This window comes from Pantoea sp. EKM21T (assembly GCF_011800405.1).
Lineage (GTDB): Bacteria > Pseudomonadota > Gammaproteobacteria > Enterobacterales > Enterobacteriaceae > Pantoea > Pantoea agglomerans.
Genome location: NZ_JAALFV010000004.1, coordinates 128083 through 154782 on the forward strand (window position 1 = coordinate 128083; position 26700 = coordinate 154782).

The following is a 26700-nucleotide window of genomic DNA, read 5'->3' on the forward strand; positions in this document are numbered from 1 at the left end:
TAAGAAGGATCTGAGCATATTTGATTTCAAGGTTTCTACCCATACCCATTATAACGATGCCTGCCGTAAATTCGCGTTAGCTCACAATATGGAAGATGTAGCTAAGCAGTCCGGCATGCGTGCGCAAACGCTGCGTAATAAACTGAATCCAGACCAGCCGCATCAGCTTACCGTCTTAGAGGTTTTAGCCCTTACCGATGTCACTGAGGATGCAACGTTAGTTGATGGCTTGCTGGCGCAAATACAGTGCCTCCCCTGCGTGCCGGTAAACGAAGTCGCAGATGAAAAATTCCCCTTGTATGTCATGAAAGCCACCGCAGAAGTAGGCTAGTTAGCAGCTGGCGCAATCTCTAAAGAACCTATGACCGCCAACTGTAAACGCGGCCTGCTGCAGAATGTTAATAGCGGTATTCGCTGTTTAACGCTGGCCGCAATGGTAGTACATGCACGCATTCAGGCTGTCCGCGCGTGACAAGCTGCCCGGTGCCGGGAAACAGCCTTAAAACGGCGGGCGATCTGGCGGCGAATAATCGCCAGCCCGCAGGCCGCGCTCGCCGCCTGCGGGCTGCAGGTCGAAATCATCAAAGACTGCCAGGAACAACCCGATGCTGAAACCATAACTGCTGCGTTAGACACTGACCGACAGCGTGCCGTAACTGCAGCGAAACCCTGACGCGCTCAGCGTGTTTATCGACAGCGGGCGCATCGTCTCGACGCTCGCCAGCTCGCTGTCAATTCAATACCAATATCGGTTTAACATGGTCATTACCGACTACGCTGGTAACATCGACCTGCTGATCGTGCCGCTGTTGGCATGGCTGCGGACGAATGAACCCGACATTATGGCAACCGAGGAAAAGCGCCGGACGGGGTTTACTTTTCAGGCGGATGTTATCAGTGACACGGCCAGCGATATCAGCATTGAGCTGCAGCTGAGCGAGCACGTGATCTTGAAGCAGGCAGACCACGGGCTGCATGTGACTCACGTCGGCGAGCCCCCTCAGCCGTTGAATGACGCCCGGCTGGTGCAGCTTTATGTTAAGGGCGAGCTTATGAGCGAGTGGCAGTCATGAGCGACCTGCAGCTGGTAAATGGTCGCCTGGAGGCGCTTATCAGCAGCCTGTCAGCCCCGGCATGTAAAGAGATGGCGAGCAGCATTGGCCGCAAGCTGCGCGCGAGTCAACAGTAGAACATCAAGCAACAGCAGGCACCTGACGGAACGCCCTTTAAAGCCCTAAAAACGCAGCCAGTGCGCAGCAAAAAGGGCCGCATAAAACGCGAGATGTTCGCAAAGCTGCGCACCGCTAAATACATGAAGACGCAGGCCAGCCCGTAAAAGACCTCGATCGAGTTTGCGGGTAACGTGTAGCGCATGGCCCGCGTGCATCATTACTGGTTACGCGACCGGCCGAGTAATACTCGAAAAGAAGTAAAATATGAAGCAAGGGCTTTATTAGGTATAAATTATAACGATTTAAAAATGATTGAAATAATCCTTTTCAAAAGTATAAACTAGCTTTTTATGCTTAAAGAGAATGCAACATGAGATTAGCTATAGTTATTGGAGTTAGTGATTACAGCCTAGTTAGCTCACTTCCAGCTTGTAAAAATGATGCAAGTATAATAAATAATATAGTCAGTCAATCTGGAAAGTTTGATAAGATTCTTTATCTCTCTGAAAACACAAATAGTTATATTGTCAAGCCTGCCATTACAAAATTCATTACCGAGAATAGAGGTAATGACATTGAAGAGTTGTTTTTTTATTTTAGCGGTCATGGGTTATTTGCGAACAATGAATTTCACTACGCATTAAGTGACGCAGACACTCAAAAACTAAAACAAACATCTCTTGAAAATAGTGAGTTAGATCAGCTTATAAGAAGTTTATCTCCAGAATTGACCATTAAGATTGTTGATGCATGTCAATCCGGAGTGGACTATATCAAGAGTGCGGATCATGAGTTAGAAAAGCTCATGAAACAGAAAATTAAAGAGCTGAGTAAGTGTTACTTTATGCTGTCCTCTAATAGTGACCAAAACTCATATGCCTCACCTTTAATTAGCTATTTTACTCGATACATAGTCGAGGCAATAACCTCATGTAACTCGGGAGAGATAAGGTATAAAGAAATAATGGACTATGTTTCTGATTCATTCCAAGGTAACAAGAACCAAACTCCTTTATTTATTAGCCAGGCAAGCTTTACAGAAACATTTATTTCTGTAGATGTAGCCTTAAAAGAATTGATAAATAAAACTTTAAGTGCAAACCTTGATTTAATCCCTGATGCTAACAAGGCATCATTGGCATCTCTACTCGAAAAAATAAAAGCAGATGCAAAAAGATATCTCGATAAAGATAGTGCTATACATTTGCTACTTGAAATAGAGGATATGATAAAATCAAAGGAAAAATTTGAAGACCATGATGCAAAAGAACTTTTCCAGCTAAGTCACATAACAAACCAATACAACTCATCGTTGCCAAAATTAACCCATGCAGCGGAATGGTTGAAGTCTTCTTCAGATGATTTTTTTGTAGCGCCTTATTGGGAAACACACAAAGTAAAGAAACAAGTCCGTAAACAAGGAATTCATAACCTCATAACAATGTCGGTAATGGGGGTCCCTGCTGAATATGAGTATAAGGAAGTAGATGAGGAAGTATGTACCGATATAACAAATACAACCGAAATACCTTTCTGCAATATTATTAGTAAAGCTGAGAGGAGATTCCCCAACATTAATTCATGTGAATGTATTTGGCTTTTTTTTATATCAGAGACAAGAATTGCCATTCTAACAACCTTCATAGCATTTAAGACAACAGATTGGGATAAAGAAATAGCCCTAAAAGAATATGCAAAGTGGACTTCAAAAGCATTTGATTTAACAAATGCGGATGAAATTAAAAATTACATTTCGAGTGTTTATTTAAGATTTAAGGATTTCTCTTTGGAGCCAATAATAAAAAGACTGAACACTGATATTGTTCGTGAAGTACCTGCATTAAACCCTAACGTAGCTAAGCCACAGAAAAACGGTAAAAACACTAAATAGCCAAACTGTGCCTGGTAGTCGGTAGTCAAACACTCTTGTAGTGAAGCATGTTTTCAAATGAAGCATGCTTCACTTTATGAAATCATACGAACAACTCGCAGAAATTCAGCGCCTGCTGCGCAACCTGATCCTCATCGGAACCGTATAGGCCGTCAATCTTGATGGCGTTCTATGCCATGTCGCTACAGGAAAAACACAACCAACTAGCTGCACTGGTTGTAGTGGCTGAGCGCCCGCGCGTTTAAAACCCGTTCTTGAAGTGCGTCGTCAGTTGGTGAGCAGGTTCTCATTCTGTGCCTGGGCTGCGAACTCGATACCGGTCTAGTGCTTCCGGGCATTACTCAGATCATACCCTGTTCTGTTTGCCTCGGCCGATGCGCTGTAATGGTCGTTTCCTGATGGCGCGGTGATCGAGTACGAGCCGTAAACCGGCGCGCTGACCGCAACCGGAATAAAGACGGCAACCATCAAAGCGTCGGTAAAAATCCTGTTTTACTCGCCAGAAGTGGCATGCACAGCGCTACTCAAAACTGCGCAGTTAGAAGTCACCCAAGGCGGCACGATGAAAGGCAACGTAAGCATACCGGCGGCAATCTTTCCTCCAACAGCAAGGTATGGCGTTCGCATTTATATCCGGACGACAAAGACGGAAAAACGGGAGCGCCAGTATGACAACCGTATAATACATCGGCATGGAAAGGGAAACCGGCGGCATGCTGACCGACCTCGATCACATCCAGCAATCCGTGCGTGACATTCTGCTGCCCCCTGTCGGCACCAGAGTGATGCACCGCCAGTATGGTTCGCTTTTATCCACGCTGATTGACCAGGCGCAAAACGAGGAGCTGCGCCTGCAGATTATGTCGGCTGACTATAGAGTGCCTTTGAGGCGAAGCTCACCGCATACGTTATCGCGCAAAAACGACTTGGCCGCGACCATTCGCCTGTCTGCGCTCTATGCCGCCATACACGTTGAGAGCGTGCAGCGCGTCAACCTTATCAAGCCTTCCGCTGACGTGGTGCTCGACAAACGCAGACCGCTTACTGCACGGGTTACACGCTGACCTTGGGAGGCATTGCTTACGGCATGGATGAACTACATGCAAGCAGTACAGGTACTTGATACTGCCGCATCGAATAGTGCATAGACGTAAAGGACTGAATTAAAATCCATTCTACGCCCGAATTTTTCAGTAAAAATTTTCAATGGCGAAATCTTTAATTCTGCCATTGAATCATTTCATCCAGCCTCTTCAGAATGTCAGGGAAATAGCTTTCATTAAGGCCAAAGCTGCCTTTAACCTGAACGCTGTCGGCATGGGGTTCCGGTCGGAGGATAAAATCAATAGTTACGCTATCAATAGTATTTTCATTTGTCAGTATCATATCAAGCTGATGAATATCGCTCTGATATTTAAACGACTTTAACTTTTGCTGAGCAATTATCGCCTGATGAAAAGCTGAAAATTCTTTTTTCAACATTTTCAACTCTCCAACAGTGAACTTAGTCTTAAACGCCACCTTCAGGCCGCTTACCGAGAATTCTATCCAGGACTGTATCCAATCCCAGTGATGATTAACCGGATCGACTTCGTTATCGACAACCCGTTCAAAAGGCGACACCGCAAAAACGAATTCTTCATCTCTGATATCAAACATATGTACGTTCCTGTCGGTTAATCAAAAATACTTAAAATGAGTTATCGTCCAATCTGATACCCTTACCACAACCTCAAGAGTGTACTTCTTATACTCAGTGATATTTTTCTTATGGTGTAATTTATACATTTCCGTTTCATAACGATACATACCCTCTCCGTTGCGAGGATCGGCCATGCGTCTGCCATAGCGGATAGCTCTTTCCTGAATATGTAACGGAACATAGCGACCCGGCTCATACATGTGCCTCGCCGCTGTTTCGGTCATTTTCAGGTTACACGCCGATAAACCCGTTTTTAACCTGGCACGCAGGAACATTATTGTTGCCTGGCTGAGTCTGGCACTTATAGCAGCTCGTGTACCAGCCTCCAATAATGCGCGGCCAGCGCGGAAAATTCGAAATACACCAAACGCAAGAAGCGCTATGTCTGTAGGATCAATCAGTGGCGTTTCGAGAGGTGCCTCTTCAAGTCGAACAAAATGCCCCTGCACATCGTATATCTGCCACAGACCGGGAGCCTGAGCCACAGAATAACCAATGCACATGCCGCTGGACTCATCCAGCACCGGCTGTGCGTTTCGTGGCAGCACACGTGGTCTCAATTCAAAAAATACGTTGCCCGAAAGTGGTGACTGAAATGTGTAATATCTGCCAGGTTCTGTGATTGCATTCCCTGCATTCATTATCGTTCCCTCATTTTCATGTGACTTAATAGAGTGCCACAGGATAGTAGAGCGGTCATTACCGAGTACTGCAACGCCGTTCACTCAGCAAACTTCTCTCGCACGGGCTGTACAGCCTATACCTGATGCTCCTGACAGGGCTTCAGCCATGAGTAAAAAAGCTGGCAGATTATCGCCACGGTGTCCCTTTCATAGAGAGGTAATAAAGCAGGGTTGTAACTTATATGAATAGGAGAAAGGGCAATGACATAATGGAATGGCGTCTTGCAGAAGAACACAACGGAAAAGACTAAGTTATTGATTGAAAATCATTAACTGATGGGCGGCATCTGACAAAAAAAGACCGAATACGATTCCTATATTCGGTCCAGGGAAATGGCTCTCAAGGAGCCGTGCGCTAAAAGTTGGCATTTATGAAGGCGATGTCGCCTTGCCATTTAACATTAGAACAGCGCGGTGGAATTGCCAGCAAACGGGAGCCGCAGGACCATAAACCGGATCAGTTTGTGATCGCAACGGCAAAAAAGAGGGGTTGGGCGCAGCGCGGTGCTGCACCCGACAGGTTTATTTACCGCACAGCGCCTGGGTGCGCTCAACAATCGGCTGCAGACTCATCATCTGGCCCGGATGCGCTTTATCTTCAACCTGAATCACGCTGATCGGCTGCGCTTTCACCTGTTTGTTTTTGAACAGTGTGTCGGCGATATCGTTCAGGGGGTATGTCATCAGCGTGCTCGGGTTGATGGCAAACATCGCACCATCTTTCTCACAGGTCAGCATCACCTCTTCACGGTTAAACGGCCACTTCTCTTTACCGATCTCAAAGCGGCTGACGGTAATGATTTGTGCCGCCAGCGCCTGGCCGCATACGGATAACAACAGGATTGCGGGGATCACTTTCTTCAGCAACATAACTACCCTTTTCTCTCTTAAACCACATTCAGGCTGGCGACAGCGTGGCAAATACGCTGACCAGCCCAACCACTCCACACGCCAGCAGCAGTTCAAGCTGCGTCATGCGAATAAATTTTTGCTGCGTCCCGCTGCCCGCCAGGCGGAATCGCGGTACCAGCCAGTATCGGTTAATCAGCGCTACCAGCACCATCAGGGCAACCAGCAGCACTTTACACAGTAACAATACAATGTAGCGTGAATCGTGCCACGTCAGCGGCCAGCCCGCGATCATCACGCTGTTTATCAGGCCACTCAGCAGCGTTAACGCCACCGCCAGATGGCCATAGCGCGAAAAGCGCATCATGGTGCGGATAGCGTCGGTGCGGCGATCGATCTGGCGCGCCTCCCGCATCAACAGCAACAGAGGCAATAATCCGCCCGTCCAGAACGCCGCGGCAATCAGATGCAGTGCATGATTGAGCTGCTGAAACAATCCCGGCCAGCCATCGCGCATCGCGGCATGACCAATCAGAGCCATGCAGGCCAGTTGCAGAACACCCGCCAGCAGTAACACCTGCTGACGCAGCCGCCCGGTCAGTAACAAACCGGCAACGGCCAGCAGGCTAAACAGGATTTCCCACAGCCACACGCCACCGAAGTGCGTGCCAATCACCGCCAGCCAGATATCGACATTGGCCAGATTGGCGCTGTCGCCGCTCATCAACACATTCTGGCAGGCCAGCATCGCCAGTGCACTCAGCAGCGCCAGCCAGGCGCTCCCTTTCACCAGCGGGTTTAATCTTAGCGCCAGCAGGGGTCGATAGCGTCCGGGTGCCAGCAGCGCACTGTAACAGGCGCTGCCGGTCAGCAGCATCACGGCGGCAAAATGCAGCGCGCGTAACAGGATCCAGAGGGTGGTCACCGGAGTTACTTCACGCTAAAGCGATAGCTTCCTGCGGTTTTATGTCCATCCACTGACAGCACATGCCAGTTAACCTGATAGCTGCCCGCTTGCAGCGGCTGAGACAGGCCCACAATCAACCGGTTTTTCTGGCCAGATTCAACGCGGGCTTTAGCAGTGGCGACAGGCTTCTGTTCACTATCCAGCAGAGTAACGCCGCTGAATGCCGCTTCAATATCTTCACTGAAGTTCAGCGTCAGCGCATCGGTGGATGTCGTTACCTGCGCTTTGGCCGCCGGGATAGAAGACTGGAGATGCGCATGCGCCGCTGCCAGCGAACTGAATGTCATCAGTCCGGCTGTCGCCAGCGCAATAACCATGCGGGAAATCAGTTTTTTATGCATAAGATCATCCTTTTAACCGCCGCCAGGGCGATAAACGTGGCAAAAGGATACGCTGCTGTATTTGCACTGTCGAGGCCAGCGATGCGATCCTTTATCCTTGATTCAGACCGCCGAAAACATTACTTTTGCCCGCTATCGTCAGGAGAATATTATGAGCCATAACCTTGCCCTGCTGTCCCAGGAAGAGAAAGACAAAATTAATGTCGATTTGGCGGCAGCGGGTGTGGCGTTTAAAGAGCGCTATAACATGCCGATCGTCGCCGAAATGGTGGCGCAGGAGCAGCCCGAAGCGCTGCGTGACTGGTTTCGTCAGCGTCTGATGCACTACCGCCAGGCGTCGCTCAGCCTGTCGCGCCTTCCTTATGAACCGAAGATGAAGCAATGATATTTCGCGTTATTGATACCGAAACCTGCGGCCTGCAGGGTGGCGTAGTCGAAGTGGCGTCCGTGGATGTGGTCAACGGCCAGATTGTGAATCCGATGAGCGATCTCACCCTGCCCGACCGCCCTATCAGCCGTCAGGCGATGGCCGTGCATCGCATCACCGAAGCAATGGTCGCCGGTAAGCCGACCATTGAAGAGGCGATCCCACGCTATCACGGCAGTGCTTTTTACGTGGCGCACAACGCCAGTTTTGATCGCCGGATGCTGCCGGAGATGTACGGAGAGTGGATCTGCACCATGCAGCTGGCGCGTCAGCTCTGGCCGGGCATTAAATATGGTAACCAGGCACTGCGTCATTCGCTGAAGCTGGATGTCACGCCGCCCGCCGACCTGCATGCCCACCGCGCGCTCTATGATTGCTATGTTACGGCGGCGCTGCTGATTCGTATTATGGAGACCTCCGGCTGGAGTGCCTCCGAGATGATTGTGCGGTCACAACCGGCAGCCCAGCGCGACGACGTTCTGCCCTTTGGCAAATACCGCGGCCAGGCGATCGCGGTGGTCGCGCGCAAGGATCCGGGCTATCTGAAGTGGATGCTGGATAACGTCAGCGATCTGCGCCCGCCATTGCGGCAGGCGCTGCGTAAGTACCTGACCGAATCTCAGTAATCCTGGGCTGGCGGTAAGGTGCCCTGCGCCAGCCCCAGCAGGAAGGTGTATTCCATCGCGATCCCTTCATAGGCTTTGTAGCGCCCCGACTTGCCGCCGTGACCCGCATCCATGTCGGTGCAGAGCAGCAGCAGGTTATTGTCGGTTTTCATCGATCTCAGCTTCGCCAACCACTTGGCTGGTTCCCAGTACTGCACCTGCGAATCATGCAGGCCGGTGGTGACCAGCAGGTGGGGATAGGCTTTCGCCTCGATGTTGTCATAAGGGCTGTACTGGCGGATATAACGGTAGTACTCAGGATCATTAGGGTTGCCCCACTCGTCATACTCGCCAGTGGTCAGCGGAATCGACTCATCCAGCATCGTGGTGACCACATCCACAAACGGCACCTGGGCAACCACGCCGTGGAACCGCTGCGGTGCCAGGTTAATCACCCCGCCCATGAGTAAGCCACCCGCGCTGCCACCCATGGCATAGAGTCGTTCCGGGTGTCCGATGCCACGCGCCACCAGCGCGTTAGTGACATCGATAAAATCGGTGAAGCTGTTCATTTTGTTCAGCAGGCGACCGCCGTCATACCATTGCTGCCCCAGCTCACCGCCGCCGCGCACCTGTATCAGCGCATAGACAAATCCGCGATCCAGCAGGCTCAGGCGGCTGACGCTGAAGTCGGCATCCATACTGCTGCCGTAGGCACCGTAGCCATACACCAGCATCGGATTCTGACCGGGCTGATAATGTTTGCGGTGATAGACCAGCGATACCGGCACTTCGGTGCCATCGCTGACTTTGATCCAGTGGTGTTCGCTTTTGTAATCTTCCGCGTTAAAGCCTTTCACCGCGCTCTGCTTGAGGATGCGGCGTTCACCGGTATCCATATCCAGTTCAAACAGCGTGGTCGGCGTGGTCATCGATGAATAGCCGTAGCGCAGTTTGCTGGTGCGCGGCGTCGGATTGTAGGCCAGCCAGGTCACATAGGTCGGGTCGTCGAAGGCGATGCCGCTGGTTTCACCGCTGGCCCAGTTGATCTGCCGCAGGCTGGTCAAGCCGCGCTGGCGCTCCTCGACCACCAGCCAGTCCCGAAACAGCTGAAAATCTTCCATCACCACCTGTTCCCGTGCCGGGATCAGGGTTTCCCAGCGTGACTCGTCCAGATAGCGGCTGCGGTACAGCCCGAAGTTTTCGCCTTCCCGGTTGGATCGAATGAAGAACTGATGATCGTAGTGGTCGATGCTGTACTCATGATCGCGGCGGCGCGGCAGAAACACATGGGGCTGCGCGTCGGGGAAGTTCGCATCAATCAGCTGAATTTCGCTGGTGTTGGTGCTGTAGAGGGCAATCATGATGAACTGCTTGGAGGTGGTCTTATGTACGCTGAGATGATAAGTGTCATCCTGCTCTTCATAGACCAGCTGGTCGTCGAACTGCGGCGTACCCAGTTCGTGTCGCCACACCTGATAAGAAAGCAGCGTCTGCGGGTGTTTTCGCACATAGTAGAGGGTGCGCGAATCATTACCCCACGCGAAGCTGGAAGAGGCGTTGCTCAGCACTTCAGGGTACCAGCTGCCACTCTTCAGGTTACGGAAGCGGATGCCATATTGCCGGCGAGACAGGAAATCTTCAGCCAGCGCCATGACCCGGTTATCCGGACTGATATGCAGCGCGCCCATGGTATAGAAATCACTGTGCGAGGCGCGCTGGTTGGCATCCAGCAGCAGGCTCCACTCGCCAGACTCATCGCTCGCGGCAGGCTGGCGGTAATAGGCCGGGTATTCGTTACCGCTCTGGTAGCGGCTCTGATAACGGTAGCCATTTTTCACATAGGGCACTGAGTGATCTTCAGGCGGCAGCCGATCGATAATCTCTTTTAATACCCGGTCCTGCAGTGGCTGCTGTGACGACATGATTTTTTTGCCGTAGTTGTTTTCGGCACGCAGGTAATCAAGGACCTCGCTGTTTTCGCGCTTGTCGTCGCGCAGCCAGTAGTAGTCGTCAACGCGCGTCTCGCCGTGCAGCGTCATCTCATGGGGTATTTTTTTTGCGATGGGTGCTTTCATCCATCCGTCTCCGTGAACGTAATGATCTGTAAGCGTAACACTTCAGCAGCGGGAAGCCAGGTATAGGTTGAGAAGCAGCCGCTGGCGGATCACATCCTGTGACCCGCCAGCGGAATATCAGAGGGATTAACTGGCGGGTAAACGGGCTTTCTCAGCCTCAAGATCCTGCTGGATACCGTCGCGAACATCCTGGGGGATTTTCAGCGCGTCGCCCAGCGCGGAGAGATAACTGCGCTCCATGAAGTGATCAACGTCGATGGCGGCACAGCTCAGGAAGTAGAGTTCCAGCGCCTCCTCCTCGTTTTTCACATCGGCGGCCAGCCACTGCGGATCCAGCGGGCGGTTCATCGCTTTCTGGATCAGCTGTTCCGCTTCCTGACCGTAACCGGACTGATGAATATTCTGCTCAATGGCTGCCCGTTCCTGATCGTCAATGTGCCCGTCGCTTTTGGCGGCAAACACCAGCGCCGTCACCAGACGTTCGGCCCGCAGGTTAACCGGCGTCTGCGCCACGCCAAAGTCAGGTTCATTCTGGTGCGCTTCGCTGACCCGCTGCTTGTATTTGTTCCATAACACCGCGCCCGCAGCCGCACCGCCACCGATAATCAGCGCCTTGCCGCCATATTTTGTCAGCAGTTTTCGCGACGATTTACTGGCAATCAGCATACCGGCCAGGCCGCCCAGCGCACCCGGCGCCAGCATGTCGCTTAAGCCGCCGCCCGATTTGCCCTCACCGCCCTTCTTCGTCAGTACCGACTGAATTTGTTGCAACCAGTTATTCATCATCCACTCCTTTTAAGATGTCAGTCCGCTATCCTGACGAAAAGGATGTCAGGAAACGTCAGAGCGGGAAAAGTAAGGCAAAAGGTCGCGTCAGATGGACGAAAGATGAGAACGCAAACGTTTTCGTTTATACTTGCGCGCGAATTTTGACTGCTTAGGTGAAGAAATGACGACTCTCGGAACAGCGCTGCGTCCGGCAGCAACGCGTGTGATGCTATTGGGTTCAGGTGAACTGGGTAAAGAGGTGGCGCTGGAGTGTCAGCGTCTGGGTGTGGAAGTGATCGCGGTTGATCGTTACGCCGATGCCCCGGCGATGCACGTCGCCCATCGCAGCCATGTGATTAACATGCTGGATGGCGCGGCACTGGCTGCGCTGATTGCTGAAGAGAAGCCTGATTTTGTCGTACCGGAAATCGAAGCTATCGCCACGGAGACCCTGGTTGAGCTGGAGCAGCAAGGCCAGCGCGTGGTGCCGACTGCCCGTGCCGCCCGGCTGACCATGAACCGCGAAGGCATTCGTCGGCTGGCGGCTGAAGAGCTCTCTCTGCCGACCTCCCGCTATCGCTTTGCCGACAGCAAGGCGCGCTTTGATGAAGCGGCTACCGAAATCGGCTTTCCCTGCATTGTGAAGCCGGTAATGAGTTCATCCGGCAAAGGTCAGAGCTTTATCCGCGATGCCAGCCAGCTCGATAACGCCTGGGACTATGCGCAACAGGGTGGCCGCGCGGGTGCCGGACGCGTCATTGTAGAAGGCGTTGTCGACTTCGATTTCGAGATCACCCTGCTCACCATCAGCGCAGTCGATGGCATTCATTTCTGTGCGCCGATTGGTCACCGTCAGGAGGATGGCGATTACCGTGAATCCTGGCAGCCGCAGCAGATGAGTGATGTGGCGCTGCAGCGGGCGCAGGAGGTTGCCGCGCAGGTGGTTAAGGCGCTGGGAGGCTATGGCTTGTTTGGCGTTGAGCTGTTTGTCTGCGGTGATGAGGTGGTATTCAGCGAAGTTTCGCCGCGTCCTCACGACACCGGCATGGTGACGCTGATTTCGCAGGATCTGTCAGAGTTTGCGCTGCACGTGCGGGCGTTTCTCGGTCTGCCGATTGGCGCGATTCGCCAGTATGGTCCGTCAGCGTCCGCCGTTATTCTGCCGCAACTCACCAGCCAGAATGTGCAGTTTGTGAATGTCGAAGCGGCGCTGGGTGCCGGTCTGCAACTGCGTCTGTTCGGCAAGCCGGAAATCAGCGGTCAGCGTCGTCTGGGCGTGGCGCTCGCCAGCGGTGACAGCACCGATCAGGCTATTGCGCGTGCCGTTGCCAGCGCAGCAGCGGTCACGGTTCAGGGATAAACGTGTGCGGTGAGCAGACGCTCACCGCCATAACTTACTTCGCGCCTTCAACAGCTTCGCGTGCCAGGCGGGTGATGCGATCCCAGTCGCCCGCTTCCAGTGCGTCGTTGGGCACCAGCCAGGAACCGCCGATGCACAGCACGCTTTTCAGCGCCAGATAGTCACGGTAGTTCGCCGGAGAGATGCCGCCGGTCGGGCAGAATCGCACCTGCGGGAAGGGTCCGCCAATTGCCTGCAGCGCTTTAACGCCGCCGTTCGCTTCTGCCGGGAAAAACTTGAACTCGCGCAGACCGTAGTCCATACCGGTCATTAACTCAGAAACGGTGCTGATGCCGGGAATCAACGGTACCGGCCCTTCAACCGCCGCTTTCAGCAGCGACTCGGTGACGCCAGGACTGATCACAAACTGCGCACCGGCATCGGTCACTTCCTGTAACTGCTGCGGATTAATCACCGTTCCCGCACCAACGATCGCATCCGGCACTTCTTTGATCATCGCACGTAAGGCATCCATCGCCACTGGCGTGCGCAGCGTCACTTCCAGCACTCTGACACCGCCTGCCACCAGCGCTTTTGCCATCGGCACGGCGTGTTCCAGTTTGTTCACAACGATGACCGGCACCACAGGTCCGGTGGTCAGAATCTGTTCTGCACTCGTTTTCCAGTTTTTCATCAGTTCCCCTTGCTTGATAACACCGGGATTGCGACCCGGTCATGGAGCATCGGCTCCTGCCCTGTAAATTGCGTCACTACCATACATGATCAGCTTCCTGAGCGTCTATCATCCTGCGACCATTTTGAAACGGCAGTTCAATTTTATTCGTATCGGCTGGCCCGGTTTAAGGGCGAAAAAAAAGCCCGCGCTGCGGGCTTCATCATCACTTCCGTTATTCGAACTCGTTCCACGAGCGGCCATCGCGGGTAATCATCGCCACTGAGGCCACCGGGCCCCAGGTGCCCGCCTGATACGGCTTGGAAGAGTCGCCATCCGCAGCCCAGGCGTCGATAATAGAATCGACATAGGTCCACGCGGCTTCAACTTCATCGCGGCGCACAAACAGCGCCTGGATACCACGCATGCTCTCCAGCAGCAGACGCTCGTAAGCATCGGCAAGGTGCGACTGGTTAAAGGTCTCGGAGTAGCTCAGATCCAGCTTGGTGGTCTGCAGCTTGTGCTTGTGATCGAGGCCCGGCACTTTGTTCAGGATCTCGATATCCACCCCTTCGTCCGGCTGCAGACGAATCGTCAGCTTGTTCTGCGGCAGCTCGGAGTAGGAGTCTTTAAACAGGTTCATTTCCGGGTTTTTGAAGTAGACCACGACTTCTGAACACTTGGTCGGCAAACGCTTACCGGTGCGCAGGTAGAACGGCACACCCGCCCAGCGCCAGTTGTCGATATCGACACGAATTGCCACGAAGGTCTCTGTGGCGCTCGACTTATTGGCACCCTCTTCTTCCAGGTAGCCAGGCACTTTTTTGCCCTGCACAAAGCCGGCGGTGTACTGGCCGCGAACAGTTTTCTCACGCACGTTGGTCTGATCGATGCGGCGCAGCGAGCGCAGCACTTTAACTTTTTCGTCACGGATGCTGTCGGCGCTGAGGTCGGACGGCGGTGACATGGCGATCATGGTCAGAATCTGCAGCAGGTGGTTCTGGATCATGTCGCGCATCTGGCCCGCTTTATCGAAGTAACCCCAGCGGCCTTCGATACCCACTTCTTCGGCCACGGTAATCTGGACGTGGTCGATGGTGCGGTTATCCCAGTTATTTACGAAGATAGAGTTAGCAAAGCGCAGCGCCAGCAGGTTAAGCACGGTCTCTTTGCCGAGATAGTGGTCAATACGGAACACCTGGCTCTCATCAAAGTACTCACCAACGCTGTCGTTGATCTCCTGCGAGGTTTCCAGTGAGGTACCCAGCGGCTTCTCCATCACTACGCGCGCCGGTTTAGCATTCAGCTTCGCGGTGCCCAGACCCTGACAGATGGCGCCAAAGGTGCTGGGTGGCATGGCGAAGTAGTTGATGGTGGTGCGATTTTTCTGGTCCAGCATCTTGCCCAGTTTCGGGAAGTGCGTGGTGTCGTTGACATCGAGGTTGCAGAAGTCGAGACGATTGCTGAGTTTGTCCCACAGCGCTTCGTCAATCTTCTCCTTCATGAAGGTTTCCAGCGCTTCACGTACCACTTTGGTGTATTCCGCTTTATCCCACTCGGCACGGCCGACACCAATAATGCGGGTTTCCTCGTGGATCTGCCCCGCTTTCTCTAACTGGTACAGTGAAGGCAACAGTTTACGGCGTGCAAGATCGCCTTTGGCACCGAAAATCACCAGATCGCATGCCTGGGCTGTTTGTGTTACCGCCATTTTCCTCTCCTCGTTGCAGGATAGTCCGGTGGTGATGCATCCTCTGCCACCGGGTCCAGGTTATTATTTTCTTTGAGCACAATGTACTTTTTTCCCCGCGCCAGGTAAACCGACTCGCCGGGTCAACCGCATTAACTCTGTACCGGATGTGCTAAGTGCGTGTGATGACACGTGCGGATTGCCGGTTTTTTCTGTGTCTGTTGGTGTCAGGAAAATCAGGCACCGGTCAAAGTATCCCAAAAAAAAGGGCAATCGACTTGTCCGCCGTTGCGCCTGGCAGGTGCTGACACGATATAGTCTCTGTTAATCGACTCTGACGACAGGGATAATTGAAATTGGTAAAAGTGATTATGGTCATCGGCTTATGAATATGCTGGAAAAAATTGAGGCGCAGTTCGCCGCGCTCAGCAATGCGGAACAGAAAGTCGCCCGGCAGATTCTGACTGCGCCTCAGGCGGCGATGCACTCCAGCATTGCGACCCTGGCGCGCGGAGCCTGCGTCAGCGAACCCACGGTAAATCGCTTCTGTCATCGACTGGGCGCGCGCGGCTTTCCCGACTTTAAGCTGCAACTGGCGCAGAGCCTGGTGAAAAGCAGCAACTGGGTCAGCCGGGGCGTGGAGGACGATGACAGTGTGGAGAACTACAGCCACAAAATCTTTGACTCGGCGCTGGCAGGGCTGCAGCGGGTGCGGGATCAGCTGGATAGCGCCCAACTGCAGCAGGCCGTCACCCTGCTTACTCAGGCTGACAAACTCGCCTTTTTCGGGCTGGGGGCTTCCGCTGTGGTAGCACATGACGCCTTTACCAAATTTCTGCGCTTTAATCTGCCGGTCATCTGGTCAGACGATATTGTGATCCAGCGCATGAGTTGCATAAATAGTCGAGCCGGTGACGTTTTTGTTCTCATTTCGCATACTGGACGCACAAAAAATATGGTAGAACTGGCTCGCCTGGCCCGTGTAAACGGTTCCACCGTTATAGCCATCACCTCTGCCGATTCTCCCCTTGCCCATGAAGCAGCGATAGCTTTAGTGCTTGATGTACCGGAAGATACGGATATCTATTTGCCGATGGTATCGCGCCTGGCGCAGTTGACCGTGATCGATGTGTTGGCGACCGGTTTCACTCTGGAACGGGGTGCGCCCTTCCGGGAAAACCTGAAACGCGTGAAAGAGGCGTTGAAAGCGTCGCGTTACGAAAAGCACACCATTCGGGAAAAGGATGATCAGCAAAAAAATTAACATCACATTTACAATGTGAGTCGTATCACAACCCGTCGATCATATAGAATAGATAACCATGCTGTGTCCACAGACCAGGGCACGCTTAAATGTTTACGGAGTCCTCGATGTCAAGACGTCTCAGAAGAACCAAAATCGTTACAACCCTCGGCCCGGCCACCGATCGTGATAATAATTTAGAAAAAATCATCGCTGCCGGCGCGAACGTTGTACGACTCAACTTCTCTCACGGCACGCCAGAAGATCACCAGATCCGTGCCGATAAAGTGCGTGAGATTGCCGCAAAACTGGGTCGCCACGTGGCCATCCTCGGTGACCTCCAGGGTCCAAAAATTCGTGTTTCAACCTTCAAAGAAGGCAAAGTTTTCCTGAATATCGGTGACCGTTTCCTGCTGGATGCCAATCTGGGTAAAGGCGAAGGTGATAAAGAGCGCGTGGGTATCGACTACAAAGGCCTGCCGGCAGATGTGGTGCCGGGCGATATCCTGCTGCTGGATGATGGTCGCGTGCAGCTGAAAGTGCTGGAAGTTCAGGAAATGAAAGTGTTCACCGAAGTCACCGTGGGCGGCCCGCTGTCGAACAACAAAGGCATTAACAAACTGGGCGGCGGACTCTCAGCTGAAGCGCTGACCGAAAAAGATAAAGCGGATATCATCACTGCCGCCAAAATCCGGGTCGACTATCTGGCCGTCTCTTTCCCACGCTGTGGTGAAGATATGAATCTGGCACGTCGTCTGGCGCGCGAAGCGGGTTGTGACGCCAAACTGGTCGCAAAAGTGGAACGTGCCGAAGCGGTCGCCAGCCAGGAAGCGATGGATGACATCATTCTGGCCTCTGATGTGGTGATGGTGGCGCGTGGCGATCTGGGCGTTGAGATTGGCGATCCGGAACTGGTCGGCATTCAGAAAGCATTGATTCGTCGTGCCCGCCAGCTTAACCGCACCATCATTACCGCGACCCAGATGATGGAGTCGATGATCACTAACCCGATGCCGACCCGCGCAGAAGTGATGGACGTGGCGAACGCCGTGCTGGATGGCACCGATGCCGTGATGCTCTCTGCGGAAACCGCAGCGGGTCAGTATCCGGCTGAAACTGTCTCAGCGATGGCGAAGGTCTGCCTGGGCGCGGAGAAGATCCCGAGCGTCAACGTCTCCAAGCATCGTCTGGACGTGCAGTTCGACAATGTCGAAGAAGCGATTGCTATGTCATCCATGTACGCCGCGAACCACCTGCAGGGCGTTACCGCGATCATCACCATGACCGAGTCGGGCCGTACCCCGCTGATGACCTCACGTATCACCTCAGGCCTGCCGATTTTTGCCATGTCACGCCATGAACGCACACTGAATCTCACCGCGCTCTATCGCGGCGTGACGCCAGTGTTCTTCGACAGCAATAACGACGGTGTGGCTGCCGCGCACGATGCGGTTAACCTGCTGCGCGACAAAGGCTTCCTGGTCTCTGGCGATCTGGTCATTGTGACGCAGGGCGATGTGATGGGCGCCACCGGCACCACCAATACCACACGTGTGCTGCGCGTGGATTAATTGAGCCCGGGTTTACATTGTCGGTGTAGAATAAACGACGCGACTGCCTGCCAGTCGCGTTTTCTTTTCTGACAAGGAGGCCAGATGGCCCGTTTCCACCCCATCAGCCAGCTTACCGGCCGAATTTTACTCTTTCCTCTGGCGTTAGTGCTGTTCGAGTTTGCCACCTATATTGCTCATGACATGATCCAGCCTGGCATGCTGATCGTCACCAGCGAATTTTCCGTCGGCCCTGAATGGGTCTCCACCTCCCTGACCGCCTACCTGATTGGCGGCGTGGTGCTGCAATGGCTGCTGGGTCCTCTCTCTGATAAGTTTGGCCGGCGACCGGTGATGCTCTTCGGCATCCTGTTTTTTGCCGTCGCCTGCATGCTGATGCACTGGGTCAGCTCGATTGAAGAATTTGTCAGCCTGCGCTTTATTCAGGGCATCAGCCTCTGCTTTATCGGCGCGGTCGGCTATGCCGCAATTCAGGAAGCCTTTGATGAGGCGCTGGCGGTGCGCATGATGGCGCTGATGGCCAACGTGGCGCTGCTGGCTCCGCTGGCGGGTCCGCTTGCCGGTGCAGCCTGGCTCACCATTGGCAGCTGGCGCAGCATGTTCTGGCTGTTTGCCGCCTGCAGCCTGGTCGCCTTTGTGGTGCTGTGGCGTGTGATGCCCGAAACCGCGGGTGACCGCAGTCACTCCATCGCCCTGCCCAATCTGGCACGCAACTATGGCCGGCTGATGAAAGACCGGCTGGTAATGTTTGGTTCCTTCGCTATCGGGCTGGTGTTTATCCCGATCCTCACCTGGGTTGCCCTTTCGCCGGTGATCCTGATGCACGACGAAGGTCTGTCGCGTATGCAGTACGCCCTGCTGCAGCTGCCGGTGTTTCTGGCGATGATCGCCGGTAACCTGACGCTGAGTAAGCTGGCGGGACGCGTGCCGATTGAACAGCCGGTGAAGTTCGCCGCCTGGCCGATTCTGATTGGTCTGAGCCTGGCGCTGGTGGCGAGCCTGATGAACAGCCACGGTTATCTGCTGATAACCGCTGGTCTGAGCCTCTACGCCTTTGGCGCGGGCATGGTCAATGCCGGACTGTATCGCCTGACGCTCTACGCCAGCAACGAAGGCAAAGGCAGCGTGGCTGCGATGCTGGGAATGATCAGTATTATGACGCTGGCGGTGGGAATTGAGCTGGCGAAAAGTGGCTACTTCAGCGGCGGCACGCTGTGGTTCTGCCTGGTCAATTTTATCAGCGGCGTGCTCTGGTTTGGCCTGGTGATCCTGTTTATGCGCGAGCGTAAACGTCGCAGCAGGCTGGAAGCATTATAAACAGGCAGCGCAGCCACAGGTTTGCCCTGAGCAGGCAGCTCAGAAGCTCAAAGCGATGGAAGTATATGCCTGTAGCCAGCGATTAAGAGATAAGAAAAGGCCGCTTTCGCGGCCTTTTTGCTATTTGCGCGGATAGAGATCTTTGCGCGAATAGGGCTCGATGTCACCCTCTTTACGGGTCTTCAGCAGCTTGAGGATCCAGGTGTACTGCTCGGGATGCGGGCGGACAAACACTTCCACTTCTGCATTCATCTGGCGAGCCAGCTGGTGATCGTCGGCTTCCAGCAGATCGTCCATCGGCGGACGCACATAAATCTCAAGCTTATGCGTTTTGCTGTTATAAACCGGGAACAGCGGCACCACACGCGCGCGGCAGACTTTCATCAGTCGCCCTACCGCAGGCAGCGTCGCTTTATAGGTAGCAAAGAAATCGACGAACTCACTCTGCTCCGGGCCATGATCCTGATCGGGCAGGTAGTAGCCCCAGTAGCCCTGGCGGATTGAACTGATAAAGGGTTTGATTCCGTCGTTGCGCGCATGCAGCCGTCCGCCATAACCGCGGCGTGCGGTGTTCCACGCATAGTCCATCAGCGGATCGCTCTGGTTATGGAACATCGCCGCCATCTTTTGACCTTCTGACGCCAGCAGCATGGCGGGGATATCCACCGCCCAGCCGTGCGGCACCAGGAAAATCACATTCTGCTGCTCCGCTTTCATCTGGTCGATAATTTCACGACCATGCCACTCTACACGTTCACGGATACGTGCCGGATCGCGCAGCACCAGCTCGGTCATCATTGCCATCGCCTGCGGTGCCGTCGCAAACATCTCATCGACCAGCGTCGCACGCTGCGCCTCGCTGAGTTCCGGCAGACAGTAATAGAGGTTAATCAGCGCACGGCGCCGTGCACCCTTTGCCAGCTTACCGGCGAATTTGCCTAACCGACCCAGCAGAGGATCGCGCACTTTCGGCGGTAGCATCGCCATCGCGGCCAGACCACCAATCGCCAGCCAGCTGCCCCAGTATTTAGGTTTGAGAAAAGAACGTTCAAAAACGGGAATAAATTCAGTGTTATTTTTTTTACGGGTTTCCATGCACTCGCCTCAAGCAATGACCGGCTAATGATAGTGACGACCTGAAAATTTGCAATCATCCTGCGCCATATAGCAAAAAACCGACGGGAAACCCGTCGGTTTTTGCGCGATTTGACGAAATTCGCTTACTTCAGACCCAGCTGAGGCAGCCAGGATTTAACCTGTGCCATGTAATCGCTGCGATCTTTACCGGTCAGGCCTTCCATGCGCGGCAGTTTCGCCGTTAAGGGGTTGACCGCCTGATTATTGATCCAGATTTCGAAATGCAGATGCGGCCCGGTGGAACGTCCGGTGTTGCCTGACAGTCCAATACGGTCGCCACGCTTCACTTTCTGACCTGGCTTCACCAGCACTTTCTTCATGTGCATATAGCGCGTCATATACTGACGGCCATGACGAATGGCGACGTAGTTACCCGCGGCACCGCCGTTCTTCGCCACCACTATTTCACCATCACCCACTGCCAGCACCGGCGTACCGATCGGCAGCGCAAAGTCGACGCCTTTATGAGGCGCAATGCGGCCGGTAACCGGGTTGAGACGACGCGGATTAAAGTTAGAGGAGACACGATACTGCTTAACGGTCGGGAAGCGCATAAAGCCGCGCGCCAGACCGGAGCCGCTGCGATCGTAGAACTTGCCATCTTCAGCGCGGAAAGCGTAATAGTCTTTACCCCCGCTACGCAGGCGCACACCCAGCAACTGACTCTGCGCACTCTTGCCATCCAGCATTTCGCGGGACATCAGTACGCTGAACTGGTCACCCGCACGCAGCTTACGGAAATCCATCTGCCACTGCAGCGCTTTGATCACGGCGCTGGCTTCGGCACTGCTCAGCCCGGCACGCTGGGCGCTGGCGGCAAAACTGCCGCGCACTTCGCCCTGCATCACGCTGTTGCGCCATTCGCCCTTCTGCATCTCCGCATCCATCTTAAAGCCACCTTTAGGGGTGCGCTCATAGGTGCGGGTTTCACGGCGGGAAATTTCCCAGCTCAGGGTTTTCAGGCCGCCATCATCATCCAGCGTCCAGCTCAGCTGCTGACCAACCTGCAGATTACGCAGATCGCGGTCGCTCATCACCAGCGCATTAATGTCACTGATGTCGATGCCATACTGATTCAGGGCACTGCTCAGGGTATCGCCGGATGAAACGGTGTAGTCGTGAACACCGGCCGTTTCGGGCACGTCAGTGTCCACATCGTCCGCAGGCAATTCTTCTTCCGGTTCCGGTGTGCTCTGATCGATAGGCTCACTGGCTTCCGGCAACAGCGTGCGGAAGGTGTTCTTATCCAGTTCAATGTTTTTGACGATGGGCGTCACATCATCCGAAGGATGATAAACGTAAGGCCGCCAGACAGCGACGGCCAGAGTGACTACAGTTAAAGAACCCAGCATTACGCGGTGGGGGCGCGGCAAATTATTAAATGCGAGGGCGACAGAGCGGGCTATCTGCTGCACTTTTACCTATTCCTCATGCTCCATTCAGGCAGCTTTCATACTGGCTCGACAGTTGTGAGAGGAATTTCACATAGCTGTCTTTGGCTAAGCTGATGTCTGTTCCCAGGGGATCGAGCGTGCCTTTACGCACCTGCGTTCCGCGGGCGACAGCATCGATGACTGCTGGCCTGAATTGTGGCTCAGCAAAGACGCAGACCGCCTTTTGCTCAACCAACTGTGTTCGTATCTGATGTAAACGCTGAGCGCCCGGTTGAATTTCAGGATTGACGGTAAAGTGCCCGGTGGGCGAGAGACCGTATTGTTTTTCAAAGTACGTGTAAGCGTCGTGAAAAACGAAATATCCTTTATTTCTGACCGGAGCGAGTTGTGCGCTAACGCGTTTGTCCGTGTCCGCCAAAGCTACCTCAAACTGCTGGAGGTTGGCGTCAAGTTTGGCTTTATCTTGCGGCATAAGTTCCAATAATTTTCCATGGATTGCAACCGCGGTCTTGCGCGCAATCTCTGGCGACAACCACAGGTGCATATTAAACTCGCCGTGATGATGGTGATGGGCATCGGCGTCCTGTTCTTCGGATTTTTCCGCTGTGTGTTCATCTTCATCTTCACCACCGCTAATCAATAACGGTTTTACCCCGTCGATGTTCACCATCGCGAGGTTTTTTTGGGCCGGAAGTTCAGCCGCAGACTTCGCCATAAAGGCTTCCATTTCAGGCCCGACCCATACGACTAAGTCCGCGTTTTTTAAGCGTTTTGCATCTGAGGGCCGCAGGGAATAGTCGTGTTCAGAGGCACCGTCCGGTAGCAGAACATCAACCGGTGTGACACCATCGGCAATGGCCGCAGCGATAAACCCTACCGGTTTGAGTGAAGCCACGACATTCGCCTGAGCTGGAAGGGTTAACGAAGCTGTAACGGAGAAAGCAGTTAAGGCGAAAATTGCGCCCTTTTTATTATGTAACATATTGCGTCATTCCATCGTGACCATGAGGTGGAATGTGATATTATAACATTCGAAATTCTGTGCAACCTGTAAATACTATGACCTCACTTGTCACACTCGATAATGTTTCGATAAAGTTTAACCAGCGCAATGTGTTATCCGGTGTCAGCCTGGCACTGCAGCCTGGCCGCATCCTCACCCTGCTGGGTCCTAACGGTGCCGGAAAATCAACGCTGGTGCGTGTGGTGCTGGGACTGCTCGCTCCCACCACCGGTAGCGTTAAGCGTGATCCCGGCCTGCGAATTGGCTATGTGCCACAGAAGCTGCACATCGACCCGACCCTGCCGGTGACGGTTGAACGCTTTATGCGTCTGACTCGTGGCAGCAAAAACGCCGAGATCCTGCCGGCACTGAAACGCGTGCAGGCGGGTCACCTGCTCAACGCCCCGCTGCAAAAGCTTTCCGGTGGTGAAACCCAGCGTGTGCTGCTGGCGCGCGCCCTGCTGAATCAGCCTCAGTTGCTGGTACTCGATGAGCCTACCCAGGGTGTGGATGTGAATGGTCAGGTGTCACTCTATGACCTTATCAATCAGTTACGCGTTGAACTGAACTGCGGCGTACTGATGGTCTCCCACGATCTGCATCTGGTGATGGCCAAAACCGACGAAGTGCTCTGCCTTAACCATCACATCTGTTGTTCCGGCACCCCGGAAGCGGTATCGCAGCATCCGGAATTTATCGCCATGTTTGGTCCGCGCGGCGCGGAGGAGCTGGCGATTTATCGTCATCATCATAATCACCGTCACGACCTTCAGGGACGTATCGTTTTACGCAAAGGACAGGGTCCATCATGATTGAGTTGTTATTACCGGGCTGGATAGGCGGTGTGATGTTAGCGCTGGCTGCCGGTCCGCTGGGATCGTTTGTTGTCTGGCGCAAGATGTCCTATTTCGGCGATACCCTGGCGCATGCCTCTCTGCTTGGCGTGGCATTTGGCCTGCTGTTTAACGTGAATCCTTACTACGCGGTGATTCTGGTTACGGTCTGCCTGGCGCTGGGACTGGTCTGGCTGGAGCGTCGTCCACATCTGGCTATCGATACCCTGCTGGGGATTATGGCACACAGCGCGCTGTCGCTGGGCCTGGTGGTGGTCAGCCTGATGAAGAACGTTCGCGTCGATCTGATGGCTTATCTGTTTGGCGATCTGCTGGCGGTGACGCCAGACGACCTCTGGATGATGGGTGGCGGCGTGGTGATCGTGCTGCTGGTGATGGCGTGGCAGTGGCGGTCGCTGCTGTCGATGACCATCAGCCCGGAACTGGCACAGGTGGACGGCGTCAATATCCAGCGTACCCGACTGATTCTGATGCTGGTCACGGCACTGACTATCGGAGTGGCAATGAAGTTCGTGGGTGCGCTGATTATCACCTCACTGCTGATTATCCCCGCTGCGACCGCTCGTCGCTTTGTGCGTTCACCGGAAGGCATGGCGGCCGTCGCCGTAGTCATCGGGGTGATTGCCGTCACCGGCGGCCTGACCTTCTCCGCCTTCTACGACACGCCTGCCGGGCCGTCAGTGGTGCTCTGCGCCGCCATCCTGTTTATTTTCAGCATGGTCCGGAAACCAGCAGTCTAGTTACTCTTCGCGCGTAATGCCGAAGTGACGATAAGCGTGCTGCGTGGCCATACGGCCACGCGGTGTGCGCTGAATGAAGCCCTGCTGAATCAGGAAGGGTTCAATCACATCTTCGATGGTTTCGCGCTCTTCACCAATGGCCGCAGCCAGGTTATCCAGTCCCACCGGCCCACCCATAAATTTGTCGATGATCGCCAGCAGCAGTTTACGGTCCATATAATCGAACCCTTCGCTGTCTACGTTAAGCATATCCAGCGCGCTGCAGGAGACTTCACCGCTCAGGTCACCGTTTGCCCGCACCTCTGCGAAGTCACGAACGCGGCGCAGCAGGCGGTTGGCAATACGCGGCGTGCCGCGGGCGCGACGGGCGATCTCTAACGCCCCTTCGTCACTCAGCGCCAGACCCAGACAGGCGGCGCTGCGGCCTACGATGTGCTGCAAATCTTTAACCTGATAGAACTCAAGCCGCTGCACAATGCCGAAACGATCGCGCAGCGGCGAGGTCAGCGAGCCAGCACGCGTGGTGGCACCAATCAGGGTAAACGGCGGCAGATCGAGCTTGATTGAGCGCGCAGCCGGGCCTTCGCCAATCATGATATCCAGCTGATAATCTTCCATCGCCGGGTAGAGTATCTCTTCCACCACCGGTGAGAGGCGATGGATTTCATCGATAAACAGGACGTCATGCGGTTCAAGGTTGGTCAGCATTGCCGCCAGGTCGCCCGCCTTTTCCAGCACCGGACCTGAGGTAGTGCGAAGATTGACACCCATCTCGTTGGCCACGATGTTCGCCAGGGTGGTTTTACCCAGTCCCGGCGGACCGAAGATCAGCAGATGATCGAGCGCATCGCCGCGCAGTTGCGCTGCCTTGATGAAAATCTCCATCTGCTCACGCACCTGCGGCTGACCGACATACTCGGTCAGCATCTTCGGGCGAATAGCGCGGTCAATAACCTCTTCTTCGCTGATACTGGCAGCGGAGATCAGGCGGTCGGCTTCTATCATGAATTACCTCAAATGGCGGCGCGTAGCGCTTCGCGGATCAGGGTTTCGCAATCCGCATCCGGTCGACCGACTTTACTGATCATACGGCTCGCTTCCTGCGGTTTATAACCCAGTGATACCAGCGCTGCAACCGCTTCGGCTTCCGCATCATTGGTTTCCGGCTCGGCGCTTGGCGTGGTCAGCGTAAAGGCAGAATCGCCGCCAAACAGGTCGCCGTGCATTCCTTTGAAGCGGTCCTTCATCTCGACCACCAGACGCTCAGCGGTCTTTTTGCCCACGCCTGGCAGTTTCACCAGTGACGCGATCTCCTCTTTCTCGACAGCGGTCACAAACTGCTGCGCCGACATGCCGGAGAGGATCGCCAGCGCCAGCTTGGGTCCGACGCCATTCACTTTAATCAGTTCGCGAAACAGCGCGCGCTCCTGCTTGCTGTTAAAACCAAACAGCAGCTGCGCATCTTCACGCACCACGAAGTGGGTAAAAATCACCGCTTCGTGCTGAAGTTCAGGCAACTCATAAAAACAGGTCATGGGCATATAAATTTCATAGCCGACGCCGTGTGCCTCAAGCAGCACCAGTGGCGGCTGCTTTTCCAGAATATTGCCCCGTAAACGACCTATCACCTGAACGCTTCCTTAACTAACGAATGTGGCGGATTTTATAACATAAAAAAGGCTGGATGAATATCCAGCCTGTGAGTGCGACCTGAGCGATGACGGCTAACCTGAGCGTAACCGTCCGCGCGTCAGCACCAGCTTGCTGTCACTCATGCGAGCCGCATTCTGAGCCACATGACAGTGCGTAATGGCAATTGCCAGCGCATCGGCGGCATCTGCCTGCGGGTTCGCCGGCAGCTTCAGCAGGGTTCGCACCATGTGCTGCACCTGACTTTTCTCGGCGCTGCCGATGCCAACCACGGTCTGTTTTACCTGACGGGCGGCATACTCAAACACCGGCAGATCGTGGTTTACCGCGGCAACAATCGCGGCACCGCGCGCCTGGCCGAGCTTCAGCGCGGAGTCTGCATTCTTCGCCATAAACACCTGTTCAATGGCGAAGAAGTCGGGTGAAAACTGCGTAATGATTTCACAGACGCCCGCATAAATCAGCTTCAGACGGGCGGGCAACTCGGTGGTATTGGTGCGGATACAGCCGCTGCCCAGATAAGTGAGCTGGCGGCCAGTCTGACGAATAACACCATAACCGGTGATGCGTGAGCCGGGATCAATACCCAGGATAATCGACATTACG

General features: G+C 54.1%; 26 protein-coding genes and 4 pseudogenes. 15 read left to right on the forward strand and 15 right to left on the reverse strand.

Annotation, left to right across the window (positions count from 1 at the left end; genetic code table 11):
* Positions 1–16 precede the first annotated feature (16 nt).
* The 7 genes and pseudogenes from HFD87_RS09435 to HFD87_RS23155 all read left to right on the forward strand — a co-directional run.
* A pseudogene (locus tag HFD87_RS09435) lies at positions 17–460 on the forward strand (phage regulatory CII family protein); the annotation flags it as partial.
* A pseudogene (gene lysC, locus HFD87_RS22980) lies at positions 457–673 on the forward strand (Rz1-like lysis system protein LysC); the annotation flags it as partial. The pseudogenes HFD87_RS09435 and lysC, both read left to right, overlap by 4 nt.
* Positions 657–1073 carry a phage tail protein gene (locus tag HFD87_RS09440; RefSeq protein ID WP_243207478.1) on the forward strand — a complete coding sequence of 139 codons (417 nt, stop codon included), beginning with the start codon at positions 657–659 and terminating at the stop codon, positions 1071–1073. The pseudogene lysC and the gene HFD87_RS09440, both read left to right, overlap by 17 nt.
* Positions 1070–1516 (forward strand): annotated as a pseudogene (locus tag HFD87_RS09445) (phage virion morphogenesis protein). Before HFD87_RS09440 ends, HFD87_RS09445 begins: the two are co-directional and overlap by 4 nt.
* 26 nt (positions 1517–1542) lie before the next feature.
* Entirely contained in the window at positions 1543–3063 is a 1521-nt protein-coding gene (locus tag HFD87_RS09450; RefSeq protein WP_167423292.1) for a caspase family protein, read from the forward strand.
* Positions 3064–3139: 76 nt separating this feature from the next.
* Positions 3140–3735: pseudogene (locus HFD87_RS09455) on the forward strand (phage baseplate assembly protein V).
* Positions 3736–3755: 20 nt separating this feature from the next.
* Complete coding sequence (locus HFD87_RS23155; protein WP_371742429.1) at positions 3756–4127, forward strand: hypothetical protein; 372 nt, start codon at positions 3756–3758, stop codon at positions 4125–4127.
* 154 nt (positions 4128–4281) lie between these two features.
* Here the strand turns inward: HFD87_RS23155 and HFD87_RS09470 are convergent, their stop codons facing one another.
* From HFD87_RS09470 to copC, 5 genes are all read right to left on the reverse strand, one after another.
* A complete protein-coding gene (locus HFD87_RS09470; RefSeq protein WP_167423293.1) occupies positions 4282–4722 on the reverse strand; it encodes a hypothetical protein in 441 nt (146 codons plus the stop codon).
* Between the two features lie 21 nt (positions 4723–4743).
* A complete protein-coding gene (locus tag HFD87_RS09475) occupies positions 4744–5406 on the reverse strand; it encodes a hypothetical protein (RefSeq protein WP_243207471.1) in 663 nt (220 codons plus the stop codon).
* 564 nt (positions 5407–5970) lie between these two features.
* The gene (locus HFD87_RS09480; RefSeq protein ID WP_010258700.1) at positions 5971–6318 is read right to left on the reverse strand and encodes a YebY family protein; all 348 of its coding nucleotides are present in this window, start codon (positions 6316–6318) and stop codon (positions 5971–5973) included.
* A gap of 28 nt (positions 6319–6346) precedes the next feature.
* Complete coding sequence (gene copD / locus HFD87_RS09485; protein ID WP_167423294.1) at positions 6347–7222, reverse strand: copper homeostasis membrane protein CopD; 876 nt, start codon at positions 7220–7222, stop codon at positions 6347–6349.
* 5 nt (positions 7223–7227) lie between these two features.
* Positions 7228–7605 (reverse strand): copper homeostasis periplasmic binding protein CopC, encoded by a 378-nt coding sequence (gene copC, locus HFD87_RS09490; RefSeq protein ID WP_010258695.1) that lies wholly within the window; start codon positions 7603–7605, stop codon positions 7228–7230.
* A 151-nt stretch (positions 7606–7756) separates the two neighbouring features.
* Here copC and HFD87_RS09495 point away from each other — a divergent pair, with 151 nt between their 5' ends.
* Positions 7757–7990, forward strand: coding sequence for a DNA polymerase III subunit theta (locus tag HFD87_RS09495; protein ID WP_010258692.1), 234 nt, complete (start codon positions 7757–7759; stop codon positions 7988–7990).
* Positions 7987–8658 (forward strand): exodeoxyribonuclease X, encoded by a 672-nt coding sequence (gene exoX / locus HFD87_RS09500; RefSeq protein WP_022625523.1) that lies wholly within the window; start codon positions 7987–7989, stop codon positions 8656–8658. Before HFD87_RS09495 ends, exoX begins: the two co-directional genes overlap by 4 nt.
* Here the strand turns inward: exoX and HFD87_RS09505 are convergent.
* Together HFD87_RS09505 and HFD87_RS09510 are read right to left on the reverse strand one after the other, a co-directional pair.
* Positions 8652–10715, reverse strand: a complete 2064-nt coding sequence (locus HFD87_RS09505) for a prolyl oligopeptidase family serine peptidase (protein ID WP_167423295.1) — start codon at positions 10713–10715, stop codon at positions 8652–8654. The two genes, exoX and HFD87_RS09505, sit on opposite strands and share 7 nt — an antisense overlap.
* A gap of 126 nt (positions 10716–10841) precedes the next feature.
* Positions 10842–11498 (reverse strand): tellurite resistance TerB family protein, encoded by a 657-nt coding sequence (locus HFD87_RS09510; RefSeq protein ID WP_010258682.1) that lies wholly within the window; start codon positions 11496–11498, stop codon positions 10842–10844.
* 166 nt (positions 11499–11664) lie between these two features.
* Here HFD87_RS09510 and purT point away from each other — a divergent pair, with 166 nt between their 5' ends.
* Complete coding sequence (gene purT, locus HFD87_RS09515; protein ID WP_167423296.1) at positions 11665–12843, forward strand: formate-dependent phosphoribosylglycinamide formyltransferase; 1179 nt, start codon at positions 11665–11667, stop codon at positions 12841–12843.
* A 34-nt stretch (positions 12844–12877) separates the two neighbouring features.
* Here the strand turns inward: purT and HFD87_RS09520 are convergent, their stop codons facing one another.
* Positions 12878–13516 (reverse strand): bifunctional 4-hydroxy-2-oxoglutarate aldolase/2-dehydro-3-deoxy-phosphogluconate aldolase, encoded by a 639-nt coding sequence (locus HFD87_RS09520; RefSeq protein WP_010258674.1) that lies wholly within the window; start codon positions 13514–13516, stop codon positions 12878–12880.
* 214 nt (positions 13517–13730) lie between these two features.
* The gene (gene zwf / locus HFD87_RS09525) at positions 13731–15206 is read right to left on the reverse strand and encodes a glucose-6-phosphate dehydrogenase (RefSeq protein WP_010258671.1); all 1476 of its coding nucleotides are present in this window, start codon (positions 15204–15206) and stop codon (positions 13731–13733) included.
* A 364-nt stretch (positions 15207–15570) separates the two neighbouring features.
* Here zwf and HFD87_RS09530 point away from each other — a divergent pair, with 364 nt between their 5' ends.
* The 3 genes from HFD87_RS09530 to HFD87_RS09540 all read left to right on the forward strand — a co-directional run bounded on the left by HFD87_RS09530 (position 15571) and on the right by HFD87_RS09540 (position 19316).
* On the forward strand, positions 15571–16449 hold the full coding sequence (locus tag HFD87_RS09530) for a MurR/RpiR family transcriptional regulator (protein ID WP_167423297.1): 879 nt from the start codon (positions 15571–15573) through the stop codon (positions 16447–16449).
* A gap of 107 nt (positions 16450–16556) precedes the next feature.
* A complete protein-coding gene (pyk, locus tag HFD87_RS09535) occupies positions 16557–17999 on the forward strand; it encodes a pyruvate kinase (protein WP_031591426.1) in 1443 nt (480 codons plus the stop codon).
* A gap of 84 nt (positions 18000–18083) precedes the next feature.
* Positions 18084–19316 (forward strand): MFS transporter, encoded by a 1233-nt coding sequence (locus tag HFD87_RS09540; RefSeq protein WP_022625519.1) that lies wholly within the window; start codon positions 18084–18086, stop codon positions 19314–19316.
* 120 nt (positions 19317–19436) lie between these two features.
* Here the strand turns inward: HFD87_RS09540 and lpxM are convergent, their stop codons facing one another.
* The 3 genes from lpxM to znuA all read right to left on the reverse strand — a co-directional run bounded on the left by lpxM (position 19437) and on the right by znuA (position 22829).
* Positions 19437–20411: a lauroyl-Kdo(2)-lipid IV(A) myristoyltransferase gene (gene lpxM / locus HFD87_RS09545; RefSeq protein ID WP_022625518.1), complete on the reverse strand. Its 975-nt coding sequence runs from the start codon at positions 20409–20411 to the stop codon at positions 19437–19439.
* Positions 20412–20536: 125 nt separating this feature from the next.
* On the reverse strand, positions 20537–21868 hold the full coding sequence (gene mepM, locus HFD87_RS09550; protein WP_010258653.1) for a murein DD-endopeptidase MepM: 1332 nt from the start codon (positions 21866–21868) through the stop codon (positions 20537–20539).
* Positions 21869–21881: 13 nt separating this feature from the next.
* Positions 21882–22829, reverse strand: coding sequence for a zinc ABC transporter substrate-binding protein ZnuA (gene znuA / locus HFD87_RS09555; protein ID WP_010670802.1), 948 nt, complete (start codon positions 22827–22829; stop codon positions 21882–21884).
* A gap of 77 nt (positions 22830–22906) precedes the next feature.
* On the opposite strand from znuA, the gene znuC reads away from it, so the two are divergent.
* Together znuC and znuB are read left to right on the forward strand one after the other, a co-directional pair.
* Positions 22907–23662 (forward strand): zinc ABC transporter ATP-binding protein ZnuC, encoded by a 756-nt coding sequence (gene znuC / locus HFD87_RS09560; RefSeq protein WP_022625516.1) that lies wholly within the window; start codon positions 22907–22909, stop codon positions 23660–23662.
* Positions 23659–24444 carry a zinc ABC transporter permease subunit ZnuB gene (gene znuB, locus HFD87_RS09565; RefSeq protein WP_010258643.1) on the forward strand — a complete coding sequence of 262 codons (786 nt, stop codon included), beginning with the start codon at positions 23659–23661 and terminating at the stop codon, positions 24442–24444. Before znuC ends, znuB begins: the two co-directional genes overlap by 4 nt.
* On the opposite strand, the gene ruvB is transcribed toward znuB, so the two are convergent.
* The 3 genes from ruvB to ruvC all read right to left on the reverse strand — a co-directional run bounded on the left by ruvB (position 24445) and on the right by ruvC (position 26696).
* Positions 24445–25449, reverse strand: a complete 1005-nt coding sequence (gene ruvB / locus HFD87_RS09570; RefSeq protein ID WP_010258640.1) for a Holliday junction branch migration DNA helicase RuvB — start codon at positions 25447–25449, stop codon at positions 24445–24447.
* An 8-nt stretch (positions 25450–25457) separates the two neighbouring features.
* Complete coding sequence (ruvA, locus tag HFD87_RS09575) at positions 25458–26072, reverse strand: Holliday junction branch migration protein RuvA (protein ID WP_010670803.1); 615 nt, start codon at positions 26070–26072, stop codon at positions 25458–25460.
* A 96-nt stretch (positions 26073–26168) separates the two neighbouring features.
* Positions 26169–26696: a crossover junction endodeoxyribonuclease RuvC gene (ruvC, locus tag HFD87_RS09580; protein WP_003849205.1), complete on the reverse strand. Its 528-nt coding sequence runs from the start codon at positions 26694–26696 to the stop codon at positions 26169–26171.
* Between the last annotated feature and the right edge of the window lie 4 nt (positions 26697–26700).